This is a genomic window from Nocardia sp. NPDC055002 (assembly GCF_053608825.1).
The window spans coordinates 686,421-701,766 of the sequence record NZ_JBSGWE010000002.1; the positions used below are offsets into that span (position 1 = coordinate 686,421).

The 15,346-nt window shown below is 69.7% G+C and carries 15 protein-coding genes; 9 read left to right on the forward strand and 6 right to left on the reverse strand.

Annotation, left to right across the window (positions count from 1 at the left end):
- Window positions 1-11: 11 nt before the first annotated feature.
- Window positions 12-1,301 (forward strand): acetyl-CoA C-acyltransferase, encoded by a 1,290-nt coding sequence (locus ACWF99_RS10410; protein ID WP_452535668.1) that lies wholly within the window; start codon window positions 12-14, stop codon window positions 1,299-1,301.
- Window positions 1,302-1,303: 2 nt separating this feature from the next.
- On the opposite strand, the gene ACWF99_RS10415 is transcribed toward ACWF99_RS10410, so the two are convergent.
- Window positions 1,304-1,714, reverse strand: coding sequence for a VOC family protein (locus tag ACWF99_RS10415; protein WP_452535669.1), 411 nt, complete (start codon window positions 1,712-1,714; stop codon window positions 1,304-1,306).
- A gap of 12 nt (window positions 1,715-1,726) precedes the next feature.
- Window positions 1,727-2,434, reverse strand: a complete 708-nt coding sequence (locus ACWF99_RS10420) for a TioE family transcriptional regulator (RefSeq protein WP_452535670.1) — start codon at window positions 2,432-2,434, stop codon at window positions 1,727-1,729.
- Between the two features lie 81 nt (window positions 2,435-2,515).
- Here ACWF99_RS10420 and ACWF99_RS10425 point away from each other — a divergent pair, with 81 nt between their 5' ends.
- Complete coding sequence (locus ACWF99_RS10425) at window positions 2,516-3,667, forward strand: erythromycin esterase family protein (RefSeq protein WP_378627539.1); 1,152 nt, start codon at window positions 2,516-2,518, stop codon at window positions 3,665-3,667.
- On the opposite strand, the gene ACWF99_RS10430 is transcribed toward ACWF99_RS10425, so the two are convergent.
- Genes ACWF99_RS10430 through ACWF99_RS10440 form a run of 3 tightly spaced genes read right to left on the reverse strand, consistent with a single transcriptional unit; the run spans window position 3,660 to window position 7,468 of the window.
- A complete protein-coding gene (locus ACWF99_RS10430) occupies window positions 3,660-4,496 on the reverse strand; it encodes an HAD family hydrolase (RefSeq protein ID WP_452535671.1) in 837 nt (278 codons plus the stop codon). The genes ACWF99_RS10425 and ACWF99_RS10430 overlap by 8 nt on opposite strands.
- A 51-nt stretch (window positions 4,497-4,547) precedes the next feature.
- Window positions 4,548-5,927, reverse strand: coding sequence for a metallopeptidase TldD-related protein (locus ACWF99_RS10435; RefSeq protein ID WP_378628343.1), 1,380 nt, complete (start codon window positions 5,925-5,927; stop codon window positions 4,548-4,550).
- An 8-nt stretch (window positions 5,928-5,935) separates the two neighbouring features.
- Window positions 5,936-7,468 (reverse strand): TldD/PmbA family protein, encoded by a 1,533-nt coding sequence (locus ACWF99_RS10440; RefSeq protein WP_378654736.1) that lies wholly within the window; start codon window positions 7,466-7,468, stop codon window positions 5,936-5,938.
- A gap of 137 nt (window positions 7,469-7,605) precedes the next feature.
- Here ACWF99_RS10440 and ACWF99_RS10445 point away from each other — a divergent pair, with 137 nt between their 5' ends.
- Window positions 7,606-8,256, forward strand: coding sequence for a helix-turn-helix domain-containing protein (locus ACWF99_RS10445; RefSeq protein ID WP_452535672.1), 651 nt, complete (start codon window positions 7,606-7,608; stop codon window positions 8,254-8,256).
- 12 nt (window positions 8,257-8,268) lie between these two features.
- Here the strand turns inward: ACWF99_RS10445 and ACWF99_RS10450 are convergent, their stop codons facing one another.
- Window positions 8,269-9,036 carry a sulfite exporter TauE/SafE family protein gene (locus tag ACWF99_RS10450; protein WP_378627548.1) on the reverse strand — a complete coding sequence of 256 codons (768 nt, stop codon included), beginning with the start codon at window positions 9,034-9,036 and terminating at the stop codon, window positions 8,269-8,271.
- Between the two features lie 56 nt (window positions 9,037-9,092).
- Between ACWF99_RS10450 and ACWF99_RS10455 the strand changes: the two genes are divergently transcribed.
- The 6 genes from ACWF99_RS10455 (at window position 9,093) to lnt (ending at window position 15,203) form a co-directional block, all read left to right on the forward strand.
- Entirely contained in the window at window positions 9,093-10,268 is a 1,176-nt protein-coding gene (locus ACWF99_RS10455; RefSeq protein ID WP_378627549.1) for a sensor histidine kinase, read from the forward strand.
- A gap of 70 nt (window positions 10,269-10,338) precedes the next feature.
- Window positions 10,339-10,998, forward strand: coding sequence for a response regulator (locus ACWF99_RS10460; RefSeq protein ID WP_378627551.1), 660 nt, complete (start codon window positions 10,339-10,341; stop codon window positions 10,996-10,998).
- Window positions 10,999-11,070: 72 nt separating this feature from the next.
- Entirely contained in the window at window positions 11,071-11,562 is a 492-nt protein-coding gene (locus ACWF99_RS10465; protein WP_378627553.1) for an FxsA family protein, read from the forward strand.
- Between the two features lie 59 nt (window positions 11,563-11,621).
- Window positions 11,622-11,825, forward strand: coding sequence for a hypothetical protein (locus tag ACWF99_RS10470; protein WP_056809780.1), 204 nt, complete (start codon window positions 11,622-11,624; stop codon window positions 11,823-11,825).
- 70 nt (window positions 11,826-11,895) lie between these two features.
- Entirely contained in the window at window positions 11,896-13,488 is a 1,593-nt protein-coding gene (locus tag ACWF99_RS10475) for an amidohydrolase (protein ID WP_378627555.1), read from the forward strand.
- Between the two features lie 35 nt (window positions 13,489-13,523).
- Window positions 13,524-15,203 carry an apolipoprotein N-acyltransferase gene (lnt, locus tag ACWF99_RS10480; protein ID WP_452535673.1) on the forward strand — a complete coding sequence of 560 codons (1,680 nt, stop codon included), beginning with the start codon at window positions 13,524-13,526 and terminating at the stop codon, window positions 15,201-15,203.
- Window positions 15,204-15,346: the final 143 nt, after the last annotated feature.

A 15,346-nucleotide genomic window follows, 5' to 3' on the forward strand; every position in this document is an offset into this window, starting at 1 on the left:
AAGGGACTCACATGGCCGACAAACGCAACCGAGCCGTCGTCGTCGGGGGCGCGCGGACGCCGTTCGTGCGCGCGTTCACCGACTTCACCCGCCTCGACAGCATTGCGCTGGCCGGTGCGGCCGTCCGCGGGCTGATCGAGCGGACCGGGATCGCGCCCGGCGAGATCCAGTCCATCGTCTGGGGCGGCGTGGTCCTGCCCAGTCACGCGCCCAATATCGCGCGCGAGATCGCCCTCGACCTGAACCTGGACTTCGGGTGCGAGGGGTACACGGTCACCCGCGCGTGCGCGTCCGGATTGCAGGCGGTGACCTCGGCGGCCGCGGCGATCGAACGCGGCGAGTACGACATCATGATCGCCGGTGGCAGCGACTCCACCAGCAACGCCGAGATCAAGCTGCCGCAGAAGGTCGTGCACGCGGTCGCGCCGGTCGCGCTCGGCAAGCCCAAGGCGACGGATTACCTCGACGTGGTCCGTCAGCTCGCGCCGTTCACCGACATCCTGCCGCGCCAGCCCAAGATCGCCGAGCGCACCACCGGTGAGGTGATGGGCGAGTCCGCGGAGAAGATGGCCCGCATCAACGGGATCTCCCGCGCCGATCAAGACGCGTTCGCCGCCCGCTCGCACCAGCGGGCCGCGGCCGCCATCGCCTCGGGACGTTTCGATGACGAGGTCGTACCGGTCATCACGCCGTCGGGCACGCTGATCGACGTCGACGGACTCGTTCGCCCGAGCACCAGCGTCGAGAAACTCGCCACCCTGAAACCGGTGTTCGAGAAGAACGGCACGGTCACCGCGGGCAACGCCAGCCCGCTCACCGACGGCGCGTCGGCGGTGCTGCTGATGAGTGAGGAGAAGGCGCGCGCTCTCGGGTTCACCCCGCAGGCAGCCTTCCGCTCCTGGAGCTTCGTCAGTGTCGACCCCGCCGACCAGGTACTCATCGGCCCGGCGATCTCGATGCCGCGCGCTCTCGACAAGGCGGGCATGACGCTGGCCGATATCGACCTCGTCGACATCCACGAAGCCTTCGCCGCGCAGACACTGTCGGTGCTGCGCATGCTGGAGAGCACCGAGTGGGCCAAGGCCCGTCTCGACCGCGACGAGCCGGTGGGCACCGTCGACATCGAAAGGTTGAACGTGCACGGCGGCTCGATCTCGCTGGGTCACCCGTTCGGCGCCACCGGCGCCCGCATGGTCACGACCATGGCCAACGAGCTGGCCCGGACCGGGAAGGAGACCGCGCTGCTGGGGATCTGCGCGGCGGGCGGCATCGGCGCGTCGGCGGTACTCGAACGCGTCTGAGGTCAGGCGGGCGCACCGGGGCGGGGACGGTGCGCCCGGATGTCCACCGGACGTCCATCGGGGTCCTCGGCCGTCATCGTCCACTGCGTGGGCAGGGTCTCGATCGGGCCGACCGGCAAGCCCGCGTCCGCGAGGCGATCGCGCACCGCACGCAAGTGGTCCAGCGTGCCCAGGCGCAGACCCCATCCCGCGCGGCCGAGTGGGTCGCGATCGGTGCGCGGCGCGGTGGTGGTCTCCACGAGCATGAGGTGGTCGGCGCCGCCTACGTCGACGATCGCGATCCGCGGCTCGGTCGCGGTAGCCGCTCGCTCGAAAGACAATGTCGCGCCGAGGAATTCGGTGTAGTACCGCGCGAGCTGATCGAGGTCGGCGGTGGTGAGCGTCAGATGATTGATTCCGAGGAGATCAGGCATGGTCGTGCCAGCCTAGCGGCGTAGCGCCGCGGAGTACCGGCTCAGAGCGGCGGCGGCGTCGAGCATGCACACGCCACGGGCGGTGATGGTGGCCTGCCAGTCGGTGAGGGCCTTCGCAAGCGCCTCGGTGCTGCCCGCGGCGCGAATTTGCCCGATGACGGTGGCGATGTGGTCGAGGCGGTAGCGGCCTCGGCGCAGGATATGAGCGAGTTCGGCGTCACGGAGGTCGGTGGGGTCGTAGCGGCGGTAGCCGGTGGCCGGGTCCCGAACGGGAGACAGGATGTCGGCCGCTTCCCACGCCCGGAGGGTGGCCGGGGTGACTCGCAGGTGGTGGGCGAGTTCGCCGATGGTTCGTGTCGTCGCCGAACCCCCTGTGGCAGAGCTCGATTCGGTGATCAGGTGGTCGACGGCCCGGCGGACCGTGGCGAGGGTCTCACGGTCTCGCAGGAGCTGGCTGTGCCCGCGGTCGATGACCGTGAGAGCCCTGTCGAGGTCGTCCGCGTGCAGCGCCCGCATGATGTCGCCCGCCTGCGCGTGGCCGTAGGCGGGGATCAGGGTGAGGTAGGTGCGCAGCGCGACCGCGTGCAGGTCGGTGTAGATCCGGTAGCCGGCCGGGGTGCGTTCAGCCGGCGGAAGGCAGCCATCCTGCTCGTAGTTGCGGACCGCCTGGGTCGAAATCGCGTGCTCGCGGGCCAGGTCGGACGGTCGTAGGGTTCTCACTGATTTGAGACTTTACGACATATCTCCTGAATCGACGCTGCTCGAGTCTCAACCGTTCTTTCAACGATACGGTTGATAGGTATGAGCCAGAAAATCAGCGACTTCGTCCGTCCGTCCTGTGAACTGCTTGCGCTCGGAGAACCGACGCACAAAGAACCCGGCTTCGCGTCGGTCCGCAACGAACTGTTCGCCGAGTTGGTGGCGAGTGGGTTCCGGTCGATCGCTCTCGAAACAGATCGGGTCGCCGCGCTCGCGGTGGATGATTACGTTCGCGGCGGCCACGGCGCCTTCGACGAGGTGATGCGGACAGGCTTCTCGCACGAGTTCGGCGAACTCGACGGCAACCGGCAACTGGTCGCCTGGCTGCGTGACTACAACGCGGGCAGGCCGGTCGAGGATCAGGTCCGCTTCCACGGATTCGACGCCGCGATGGAGACGATGAGTGCGCCGAGCCCTCGGTCCTACCTCGAATTCGCCCGCGACTACCTCGAACTCGACTTCGACATCAGCGGGCCTGCCGGCAGCGACGAGCGCTGGAGCCGCACCGAAGCGGTCCTGGACGCCGACGTCTCGCCCGGTGCCACCCCCGACGCCGAGCGATTGCGGGTGATGGCCGACGACATGCTCGCCCTGCTCTACACCCGCGCACCGGAACGGATCGCGGCCACCTCACTCGCCGAGTGGCGAAGGGCGGCAATTCATCTCACCGCCGGGCTCGGCCTGCTCCGGTATCACCGGCAGGCGGCCCAGCCGACGGAGGACGGCGTGCGATGGAACAGCCTGGCCGCCGCCCGTGACGCGCTGATGGCCCAGAACCTGCTCGACATCCGGTCCGTCGAAGCGCGCCGTGGTCCGACCCTGGTGTACTCGCACAACCTGCACCTGCGGCGCAACACCAGCGTCATGCAGATGGGGCCGATGGAGCTCGTCTGGTCCGGGGCGGGGGCGATCGTCGGATCGCTCCTGGGGGAGCACTACGGGGTGATACTCGGCAGTTTGGGACGTAGTGACGGCCTCGAACTCGCCGAACCCGAGCCGGGCACCTTCGAACACACGCTGCAGAACCGCATCGGCACCTGGGGTTTGATCCCGGCGGCAGAACTCGGACCCGGACACACCCGCACCGATGTCACCCAGGAGCAGGGGTACTTCCCGCTGGACGCGGACACCGTGAGCGTGACGGATACGATCCTGCACCTCAGCGTGGGCCGGGCGCCGACAGCGGTCAGCTAGCCGGGTCGCGCTGTGCCGAGCCGACCAATTCCTCCAGGTAGGAGGCGACACCGTCCTCGTCGTTGGTCGGGAGCACCCGGTCGGCGAGTGCGATGACCTCGGGTACCGCGTTCGCCGGAACCAGCGCGGTACCCGCCCAGGTCAGCATGGCGACATCGTTGAGCGCATCGCCCGCGGCCGCGACCTCCGACAGGTGGATGCCGTCGAGCGCGCACAATCGGGCCAGCGCGCTGGCCTTCGACACACCTTCCGCGGCCATCTCCATGTACGCGGCGCCGGAGTGGGTCAGCTCCACGCCGGTGATCCCGACCGCCACCGCCTTGCGGTACAGCTGGGAGCCCGGCAACTCGGGGTGACGGGCGACGATCTTCACCATCGCCTCGACGCCCGTCGGCAAGGTGTCGGACAATTCCATCTCGTGCGGGTTCCGGTGGTGATCGGCGAATGTGCACAGGGCGGCATAGGCGGGCTCGGCGACGAACCGGGTGGCGCCGACATTGGCGAACACCACACCGGGAATCAGATCGCGGATCTGCGCCATCACCGCACCCGCCGCGCCGGTGTCGATCGAGACCGTGTCGATGATCTCCGGGGTGCCGTCGGCCAGGTCGAGCAGCACCGCGCCGTTGGCGCATACCGCCTTGCCGCGGAAACCGCACGACTGCGCCAGCTCGTGGACCGAGTGGCGAGCCCGGGCCGTCGCCCACACCACCTCGATGCCTGCGGCTTGCGCACCGGCCATCGCTTCGGCGGTACGCGGCGAGATCGTGCGATCGGAACGCAACAAGGTGCCGTCGAGGTCGGTGGCGAACATCCGGATACCGGTCACCCGATCATGCTTTCACGCTCGGGGCCGTCCAACGGAGGGGGTTCACCCCGGTCAGGTGGCCTGGCTCACCGACGACATGTGGAAGTCGGGGATGCGCAGCGGGGGCATGGCGGTCCGGGTGAACCAGTCCTTCCATTCGCGGGGCAGGGTGATCTCGGTGGCACCCGCTTCCGAAACCCGCCGCAACAGATCGAGGGGGCTCTCGTTGAAACGGAAGTTGTTGACCGCGCCGGTGACCTTGCCGTCCTCGACGAGGTAGACGCCGTCGCGGGTGAGACCGGTGAGCAGCAGGGTGGCGGGGTCGACCTCGCGGATGTACCACAGGCAGGTGAGGAGCAGACCGCGTTCGGTGCGGGCGATCATGTCGTCCAGCGATGCCTCGCCGCCGCCGGTGAGCAGCAGGTTCTCGCCGGGAACAGTGGCGGGGGCGGCGAATTCGGCCGCCGTCGCGCGCGGATACACCAGCGATTCGATGACGCCATGGCCGATCCAGTCGACCCGCCGCGCGGACAGACCGTTGTCGAACACCGACAGCGACTCCGACGACGACGGAGTCGCCACGAACGGCCGGTATTCCAGACCGCTCGCGTTCGGGTCGGAGTACAGGGTCAACGGAATGTCGCTGAGCCGCTCACCGATTCGCGTGCCACCGGCGCGGGAGAACGCGGTGTGGCCTTCGTGCGCGCCACGGCCCTCCATGCTCCACGCCAGATAGATCATCAGATCGGCCACCGACGACGGCGGCAACAGGGTCTCGTAGCGGCCCGCGGGCAGCTCGACGCGGCGCGCGGACCAGTCCAGGCGCCGCGACAACTCGGCGAGCAGGCCCGGAGTGTCGACATCGGTGAAATCGGCGGTGCCGACGCCCACCCACGCGCTCGCCAGATCCTTGCCCTCGCCGCGCTTGCCGTTGATCTCCACCGAACCCGTCGGCTGACTGAACCGGCGGCGAACACCGGTCGAGGTGCCGAGCCAGGTGGTGTGCACCTGGTGGTGCGCGAAACCGTAGAGCCGGTCGGTGCCGTCGAAACCGGTGGACAGGTCGCGCGCAAGCCCGGCGAACACGTCGATCTCGGTGGCGCCGGGTGCCTGATCCCACGCGGCGGTGTCGTCGTCGGTGGGTTCGAGCAGCGGCATCGCGTCGCGGGCCGGGGCGGCCGTGCGCGCGGCTTCCTCGCTGGCGCGCACCACGGCCTCGATCTCGGTGGGATCGACGCTGGTGGAGCTGATGGAACCGACCCGCGCGGTGTTCGGGCCGTCACGGAACACCGAGATCACCGCCCACTCCCGCGAAATCGACGAGCCGTTGGTGGTCATCGAGTTGCCCGCCCACCGCAGCGACGCTTCGTGCGCGTCGGTGACGATCACGATCGCCTCGTCGGCCTTCGACGCCGCCAGCGCACGCTCGACCACCGTGCCCGCCGGGAACAGACCCTCGTTCACTGACCGCCCTCCGTCCGGGTATTGAGAATGTTGACCCCGCGCACCAGCACCGACGGGCAGCCGTGGCTCACCGCCGCCACCTGACCGGGCTGTGCCTTACCGCAGTTGAAGGCGCCGCCGAGCTGCCAGGTACTCGGCCCGCCGACCGCTTCCATCGACCCCCAGAAATCGGTGGTCGTCGCCTGGTAGGCGACATCGCGCACTTGCCCGTCCAGCTCGCCGTTGCGAATCCGGAAGAACCGCTGACCGGTGAACTGGAAGTTGTAGCGCTGCATATCGATCGACCAGCTCTTGTCGCCCATGATGTAGATGCCGTCCTCGACACGGGAGATCAGCTCGGCGGTGGTCGTGTCACGCGAGGGATCCGGCTGCAACGACACGTTCGCCATCCGCTGGATCGGAACATGGTGGGGCGAATCGGCATACGAGCATCCGTTGGAGCGATCGAGCCCGAGACGCGGGGCGAACACGCGGTCGAGCTGATAGCCGACCAGGATGCCGTCACGCACCAGGTCCCACTGCTGGCCCGCCACGCCCTCGTCGTCGTAGCCGACGGTGCTCAACCCGTTGACCTGGGTACGGTCACCGGTGACGTGCATGATCGGTGTGCCGTACCGCAGCGTGCCGAGCTGATCGGGAGTCGCGAACGAGGTTCCCGCGTAGGCGGATTCGTAGCCGATCGCGCGGTCGTATTCGGTGGCGTGGCCGATGGATTCGTGGATCGTCAGCCACAGGTTCGTCGGGTCGATCACCAGGTCGGTGGGGCCGGCGACCACGCTGGGCGCCTTCACCTTCTCGGCCAGCCAGCCGGGGATCTGTGCGAGTTCGCCCGTCCAGTCCCATGTTCCGTCGGCGCCGGTGACGTACTCCCAGCCGCGGCCCGCGGGCGCGGCGAGAGTGCGCATCGTCTCGAACACCCCCGACGCGGAATCGACGGTGACGGCCTCCAACTGGGGGTGCAACCGCACCCGCTGCTGGGTGATCGACGAACCCGCGGTGTCGGCGTAGAACGTCTGCTCTTTGACCTGCAGGACCGAGGCGGTGACGTGGTCGACACCGTCGGCCGCGGACAGCCGTTCCGAATAGTCCTGCAGCAGCGCCACTTTGTCGGCTGTCGACACCGTGAACGGGTCGAGGTCGTAGGCCGAGACCCACGAGACGTCGTCATAGCGTGGTTCGCCGGCCAGTTCGACGCGCTCGCGATTCAGCGCGCGCAGCGCCTTCGCCACGGTCACCGCCCGGCGCGCGACCTCGGCGGCGATCTGGGGCGTGAGTGCGGCGTGGGAGGCGAAACCCCAGGTGCCGTCGACGATCACGCGCACTGCCAGTCCCAGCTCGGTCGCGTCGGTGACCGCTTCGACGCGACCATCCCGTAACCGGATCGACTGGGTCACCAACCGTTGCACCCGCAGGTCGGCGTGCTCGGCGCCGGCCGCTCTGGCCGCCGACAGCGCGGCCTCGGCCAGGGTGGCGAGCCCGAGCGCGCGGAACTCCTCGTCCACATCTCTGGAAGTCGTGGTATCCCTCACCGCACCTACGCTAACCGGTGCCACCGACACATGTGCGCCGGAACCGCTTCCGGCGCACCGTCATGTCGGTAGCCGCCGTGACGCGCGGACTCCGGTCATCCCGCGAGCGGCGCCGAAAATGCCGTAGGGTGCCCGCCGTGCCGCCATCTGCCCTGCGCGATCGAAAAAGGGAACGAACCCGACGTGCGATCCTCGTGGCCGCCGTCGAATTGTTCGAGGCCAGAGGCTATGAGGAGACAACCGTCGCCGACATCGCGGCCGAGGCCGAGGTCGGCACCCGGACCTTCTTCAACTACTTCGCGAGCAAAGAAGAACTGCTCTTTCCCGAGCCCGACGAACGGGTGCGCGCGGCGGTCGCCGCCATCGCGACCCGCCGGCCCGGCGAGCGCCCGGTGGAGGTGTTGCTGCGGGCCTTGCGCGCGGCGGGCGACAACCCCGGCGAACACCTCGTCGACGACGTCGGTTCGCGGGTGGCCGCCCTGCGGGCGCGGGTCTCGCGGACCGTCCCCTCGGTGAGCGGTCGCGCCGCGCACGCGCAATTGGTCGCGCAGCGCGAGATCGCCCACCAGCTGCACATCGCGTTCCCGCACGAACTCGACGAGGTCGGCGCCGCGGCGCTGGTCGGCGCCGTGGTCGGCGCGGTATCGGGCGCGCTGACGGTGCTGTTCCAGCAGCCACAGCACGGCATCGACGACGGTGAACGCCTCCACCGCAAGATCCACGAGACCACCTCGCGGGTCCTGCAACCGTGGCTCGCCGCCTCCGCGGCTGCCGAACCGGCGCGCTGACCGAATCGCCGCCTAACCGAACTGCTGCCACCCCAACCGGATCACCATCACCACCACAACGACGAGCAACACGATCCGGACGAACCCCGCGCCCCTGGCCAGCGCCATCCGCGAACCGATCAGCGCGCCGAGAACATTCGCCACCGCCATGCCCGCGCCGAGACCCCACAGGATGTGGCCGGTCGAGCCGAGGAACAGCAGCGCACCCACGTTCGACCCGCAGTTGATCACCTTGGCCATCGCGGCCGCCCGCACGAACTCGGTGCCGAGCAGTGTCGCGAAGGTGATGATCAGGAAGGTGCCGGTGCCCGGTCCGAGCAGCCCGTCGTAGAGGCCGATCAGTCCGGACGCGAGGCCGACCACCAGGATCACCTTGCGCCGCGTCGGCGGATGGGTGGCCATCGTCAGGCCGACCGAGGGCCGCACGGTCACGAACACCGCCACCCCGACGAGCACCACCATCACCAGCGGGATGAACAGGTCGCGGTCGATCAGCGACACCGCCGCCGCGCCGCACGCGGCCGTGATCGCGGCGATCACCGCACCGGGCAGCAGCACCTTCCACTGCATCGGCACCTTGCGCGCGAAGGTCGCCACCGCGGTCGCCGTGCCTGCCAGGGCGGCGAGCTTGTTGGTGCCCAGCGCGGTCTGCGGTGCGATGCCGGGAACGACGAGGAACAGGGTCGGCAGAATGATCAGCCCACCGCCGCCGACCACGGCATCGACCCAGCCGGCCGCCGCGGCGGCCACCAGCAGGACCGTCCAGTCTCCGAGTTGCACGCGTCCAGGCAATCAAGATCACGGCCGGAAAGCCAGCCGGGGCTACGCTGGGCCCCGTGCGCCGGTTCAGCCTGTGGCTACGCGGACGACCCATCGTCGCCGACTCGATTCTCGCGGGATTGCTGCTGTTTCTCGATGCCCTCGGGGTGGGCGACGAACACAACAAGGTCGTCTACCTGATCTTCTCGGTGATCCTGCCGTTGCCGCTGATCCTGCGGCGGGTGTATCCGCGGGCGGTGGCGGCGGCGATGCTGGTGCTGTCGTTGCTGAACACCCTGATCGGCTACCTGATCGATGTGAAGGCCACCGACCATGTCGCCCTGATCGGGCTGGGGGTGATGCTCTACACGCTCGTCGCCTACGTCGGCCGGCGCGACGGGCTCATCTTCCTCGCGTTCCTCGCGCTCGACATGGCGCTGTCGGTCCTGTTGCTCGACGAGCCGCGCGGTGGTGATCTGGCGATGGCCGCGCTCATCTACGCGCTGTGCTGGACACTGGCCGAGTTCAACGGTGCCCGGCACGCGTACGACTCCGAGGTGGCGGCCCGGCTCGCGGTCGCCGACTACGACAAGGAGCGGCGCGCGCACGACGCGGTCGCCGCCGAACGCACCCGTATCGCCCGCGAACTCCACGATGTGGTCGCACACGCCGTCAGCGTCATCATCGTGCAGGCCGACGGCGCCAAGTACGCCCTGCGCCAGGACCCCGACACCGCCGAACGCGCGCTCGCCACCATCGCGGGTACCGGTCGCGACGCGCTGCGCGAACTGCGCCGCACCGTCGCCCTGCTGCGCACCGAGCACGCACCGGAACTGCTGCCCCAGCACGGGAGCGCGGGGATCGCGAAGCTGGCCCAGATGATGCGCGAGGCGGGTCTGGCCGTCGACCTCGAGCTGACCGGCGAACTCGACGACATCGCCCCCGAGGTGAGTCTCGGCGTGCACCGCATCGTGCAGGAGTCGCTCACCAACACCCTGCGCCACGCGGGAGCGGAGCCGAAGGCGGTGGTCCGGGTGCATCGGCGCGACGAGGACATCCTCGTCGAAGTCGTCGACAGCGGCGGTGTTCCCGCGCAGGTGAGTCCGGGCGCCGAGATTCCCGGCGCGGGGATGGGTCTGGTCGGTATGCGCGAACGGGTCGCGGTCCTGGGCGGCACTCTGTACGCGGGCAGACTCGACGACGGCCGCTGGCAGGTGCGCGCCGACCTTCCACTGCGGACCGAAACGGACTGAAGCCCGCTCACCCGCGGCCGGGCGGGAAACACGGGGAATGCCGCGAGGCGGTGACTATTAGGGTGGGGCAATGCCGATCAGCGTGCTCGTGGTGGACGATCAGGAACTCATGCGGATGGGCCTGAAAATGGTGCTCGGCGCGCACCCCGACATCGACGTGATCGGTGAAGCGGGCAACGGCGACGAAGCCGTGCGGCGCGCGAGCGAACTGCGCCCCGATGTGGTGCTGATGGATGTGCGGATGCCGGTCGTCGACGGGGTGACCGCCACCGCGCAGATCGTGGCCGCGGGGGAGGGCGTGCGGGTGCTCGTGATGACCACCTTCGACCTCGACGAACACGCGCTCGGTGCCCTGCGTGCGGGCGCCAGCGGATTCCTGCTCAAGGACACCCCGCCCGAGGATCTCGTCTCGGCCATCCGCAGCGTCGCCGCCGGTGACGCGGTGGTCTCGCCCAAGGTCACCAAGCGGCTGCTGGACCGGCTCGTGGCCGAGGACCCGACGAGCCTGCGCGACCCGAAGATCCTCGACGTCCTCACCGCGCGTGAACGCGAGGTGCTCGAACAGATCGCGGTCGGCCGCTCCAACGCCGAGATCGCCGCGGCGCTGTTCCTGTCGGAGGCGACGGTGAAGACGCATGTCGGCCGGGTGCTCACCAAACTCGGTCTGCGCGACCGGGTGCAGGCGGTGGTGCTGGCCTACGAGACCGGGCTCGTGCGGCCGGGTGGCTGAGTTCGCCCGCCCGCTCGGGAGAAAAATCGGGCGCTCGTGCGTTGAAGGGGTAGATCGTCCGAAAGGATCGCCATGACCGCTGTGCTGTTCGTCCTCTACCTCGTCGTCGAGATCGCCGCCCTCGTCGGTCTCGCCCAGTTGATCGGCATCGGCTGGGCGCTGGTCGTGCTCGTCGCGGTGTCGGGCGTGGGATTGGTGCTGCTCGGACGGCAGGGCAGGCGGGTGTTCGACCGATTCCGGCGGGCCTCCCGCGGTGAGGTGACCGCCGAGAGCGCGGTCGCCGACGGGGTGATCGTCGCCACCGGCTCGGTGCTGCTGTTCGTGCCCGGCCTGGTCACCGGGCTCGTCGGCCTGCTCGCGCTGTTCCCGCCGACCAGGGCGCTGCTGCGACCGGCGCTGGAGAAGCTCGGTACCCGGCGCTTCGGCCCGCTGCCCTCGTTCGCACCCTCGCCGTATCGCGGGATGGTCGTCGACGCGGACGGTGACGTGGTCGACGGAACCGTGGTCGGGCAGTGGTACGACGATGGTCACAGCGCGGGTCCGCGCGCACTCGGCCCGGCCTGATCCGGCAAGGCCTCGACCGACACGCCCGCGCGCGGCGGTGAAGGGTCTACAGTACCGACATGGCCACCGAGCAGATCACCGTCACGGTGAGCGAGGAACTGGCCGACGCGGTGCGCAGAGCGAGCGCCGCTGCCGGACAGTCGATGTCGGACTTCACCACCGCCGCATGGCGGCTGGAACTGATCGCCGTGGAGGCGGGCGGGCATTGTCCCGCCGGGTTCGGCGACGCCGAGGTGCGCGCCGCACTGTCGCTGCCGACCTGACGCTCGCGCCGCCGACCGGAGACTGTCCCTGCCGAGGTGCCGATCCGGCGATACGGCAGACTGGGGCACCGTGAGTACCCAGTTGCTGATCGGCGGTCGTTTCTACAGTTCGAGCTCCCCGGACGCGGCCGCGATGGCGGTCACCGACGGCACCGTGGTGTGGCTGGGCGCCGAGGCGCCCGGGCGCGCGATGCACCCCGACGCGGAGATCATCGACCTCGACGGTGCGTTCGTGGCGCCCGCGTTCGTCGACCCCCATGTCCACGTCACCGCGCTGGGACTCCAGCTGACCGGGCTCGACGTGCGTGGCGCCGGATCCCTGTCCGACCTGCTCGCGACGGTGCGGGCGCACGCCGCGAGCCGGCCGGACGGGGTGATCATCGGCGAGGGCTGGGACGACACCGGCTGGCCAGAGCAGCGTCCGCCGACGGTCGCCGAACTCGACGAGGCAGCCGGTTCGGGCAGGCTGGTCTATCTGGCCCGGGTCGACGCCCACTCGGCCGTCGCCTCCTCGGCGCTGCTCGACGCGGCCGGTGACCTCGGCGACGGGTATCAGCGTGGCGAACTGCTGCGCGCCGACGCCCACCACCGGGTGCGCACGGTCGCGCTCGCGGAACTCACTCGTACCCAGCGTGATTCGGCTCGTCGGGCGGCCCTGGACGCGGCGGCCGCCCACGGCATCGTCGCGGTCCACGAATGCGCGGGCCCGGAGATCTCCGGGCGCGACGACATCCGCGAACTGCTCGCTTTCGACCACGGCGTGGCCGTGCGGGCCTACTGGGGTCAGGCCGTGCGCACCGCGGAGCACGCGCGCGCCCTGCTCGACGAGCTCGGCGTGCACGCGCTCGGTGGCGACCTGTTCGTCGACGGCTCGCTCGGCTCGCACACGGCGCTGCTGCGCGCGCCCTACGCCGACGCGGCGGGCTGCGGCAAGAGCTTCCTCGACGAGGACACGGTCACCGCGCATATTCGCGCGTGCACCGAGGCCGGGATCCAGGCTGGCTTCCACGCCATCGGCGACGCCGCCATGGACACCGTCGTCGCCGGATTCGCCCGTGTCGCCGCCGAACTCGGTGGTCCGGCGATCGCCTCGCGTGGGCACCGGGTGGAACACGCGGAGATGACCGACGCCGCCGCGATCGCACAACTCGCCGAGCTCGGCGTGATCGCGTCCGTGCAGCCCGGCTTCGACGCCGCGTGGGGCGGTCCCGACGGGATGTACGCGACCCGCCTCGGCGCCGAGCGTGCCGCTGGCCTCAACCCGTTCTCGGCGATGGCGGCGGCGGGCATCTCCCTCGCCATCGGTTCCGACGCACCCGTCACCGTCATGAACCCGTGGGAGCAGGTGCGCGCGGCCGTCCACCACCGCACCCCGGGCCACGGCTTGTCCCCGCGCGCCGCCTTCGCCGCCGCCACGCGCGGTGCCTGGCGCGCGGGCGGCGTGCGCGACGGGATGGCGGGCACGCTGGTTCCCGGTGCACCCGCCTCCTATGCCGTGTGGGACGCGGGCGACCTCGTCGTCGCGGCGGCCGCCGACACCGTGCAGCGCTGGTCCACCGACCCCCGCTCCCGCGTACCCGGCCTCCCTCGCCTCGATCCGGGCGTCGACCTGCCGACCTGCCTGCGCACCGTGCGCGACGGCATCACGATCTACGCTGCCTGACCCGCCGCCAGCAACGAATCACGGAGCGACACACCATGATCGACCCCGCGACGGGTGACCACCCCGACTCCGCAGCCGAGCCGGTATCAGCAGCGGGCGAGGTGGATCCCGGTGCGAGCCGATCCGCCGCGAGAACGCCGCACCCGACGGTGGTGCGGCTGCTCGCGGCCGTCGTGGGCGGGCTGCTGCTGTTCGGCAGCTTTCCGCCCCGCCCGTTCTGGTTCCTCGCACCCGTGGCCATCGCGTTGCTCACCCTCGCGGTGCGTGGGCCGGGCAGGCTGCGCGGCGGGTTCGGGTACGGGCTGCTCGGCGGGCTGGCCTTCTTCGTGCCGTTGCTGCCGTGGACCGGGATCTATGTGGGTCCGGTGCCGTGGCTGGCGCTGTCCACGGTCTGCGCGTTGTACTTCGGCCTGTGGGGTGCGCTCGCCCGATGGTTGAGCGCGCTGCCGGGCTGGCCGATCTGGCTCGCCGTGGCATGGACCGCGAGCGAATGGGTGCGATCGAGCTTCCCGTTCGGCGGATTCCCGTGGGGGCGTGTCGCTTTCGGTCAGGCCGATGGGTGGTATCTGCCGCTGGCGGCTTACGGTGGCGCGCCGCTGGTCGGCTTCGCGGTCGCGCTGACCGGCACCGCTCTCGCCGCACTCGTCCTGCGCATCGTCACCTGGGCCCGCACGCCCGCGCCGCGCCCGAACACTCGCGCCGTGCGCACCGGATTTGCCACCGCGGTGGTGGCCGTGGCTATCATGCCCCTGGCCGGAGTGATCCTGCGGCCGACACTGCCCGCCCCGGACGCAGGCACCAGGACGATCACGGTCGCCGCCATCCAGGGCAGTGTGCCGCGGCTCGGGCTCGACTTCAACGCCCAGCGCCGTGCCGTGCTGGACAACCACGTCCGGCGCACCGAGGAGTTGGCCGACGCCGTCACCCGCGGCCAGGCCGCGCGGCCCGACATCGTGATCTGGCCCGAGAACTCCTCCGATATCGACCCACTGCGCAATGCCGACGCCGCCGCCGAGATCACCGAAGCCTCGGTGCGGATCGGCGCCCCGATCCTGGTCGGCGCAGTCCTGGTGAACGGTGACCGCACGACCACCAACTCGGTGATCGTGTGGAACGGCACGGCGGGCCCGGGGGAGCGCCACGACAAGAAGATCATCCAGCCGTTCGGCGAATACCTGCCGATGCGCGGTTTCTTCCGTTTGTTCTCCTCCTATGCCGACCGTGCGGGCTATTTCGTGCCGGGTAACGGTGACGGAACGGTGACGGCCGCCGGTGTGCCGGTCGGCGTGGCGACCTGTTACGAGGTTGCCTTCGATCGGGCATTTCGGGATTCCCTCGCCGCAGGCGCCCAATTGCTGACGGTGCCCACCAACAACGCCACCTTCGGCGAGAGCGAGATGACCTACCAGCAACTGGCGATGTCGCGGGTGCGCGCGGTCGAACACGGGCGTGCGCTCGTGGTGTCAGCAACCACGGGTGTCAGCGGGATCATCACCGCTGACGGCGTGCTCAGACAGCACACCGAGCAAGTCGTCCCCGCCGCCCTGGTGGCCCAGCTACCGCTGCGCGACACAACAACAGTCGCTACCCGAATCGGTGCGTGGCCGGAACTCGCGTCCGTTATCCTGACCGCGATCGGTGTCGGATTGCTATTACTTCGACGCCGCCGCGCGAATCCGACGCATCTTGCGCGAAGTTCGGACAATTCTGAATAAGCGGTTTGTTTTAACCGGGGGGAAGCGGCACAAAGTTGCTGCTTCAGGGGCGTAATTCGTTGAGCTCGAAATAAATTCACATTGGTAGCCATCCGGCTGCCGGAGTACTCCGAATCATGGGCGTGGAAAAGCCACGCCCTGGG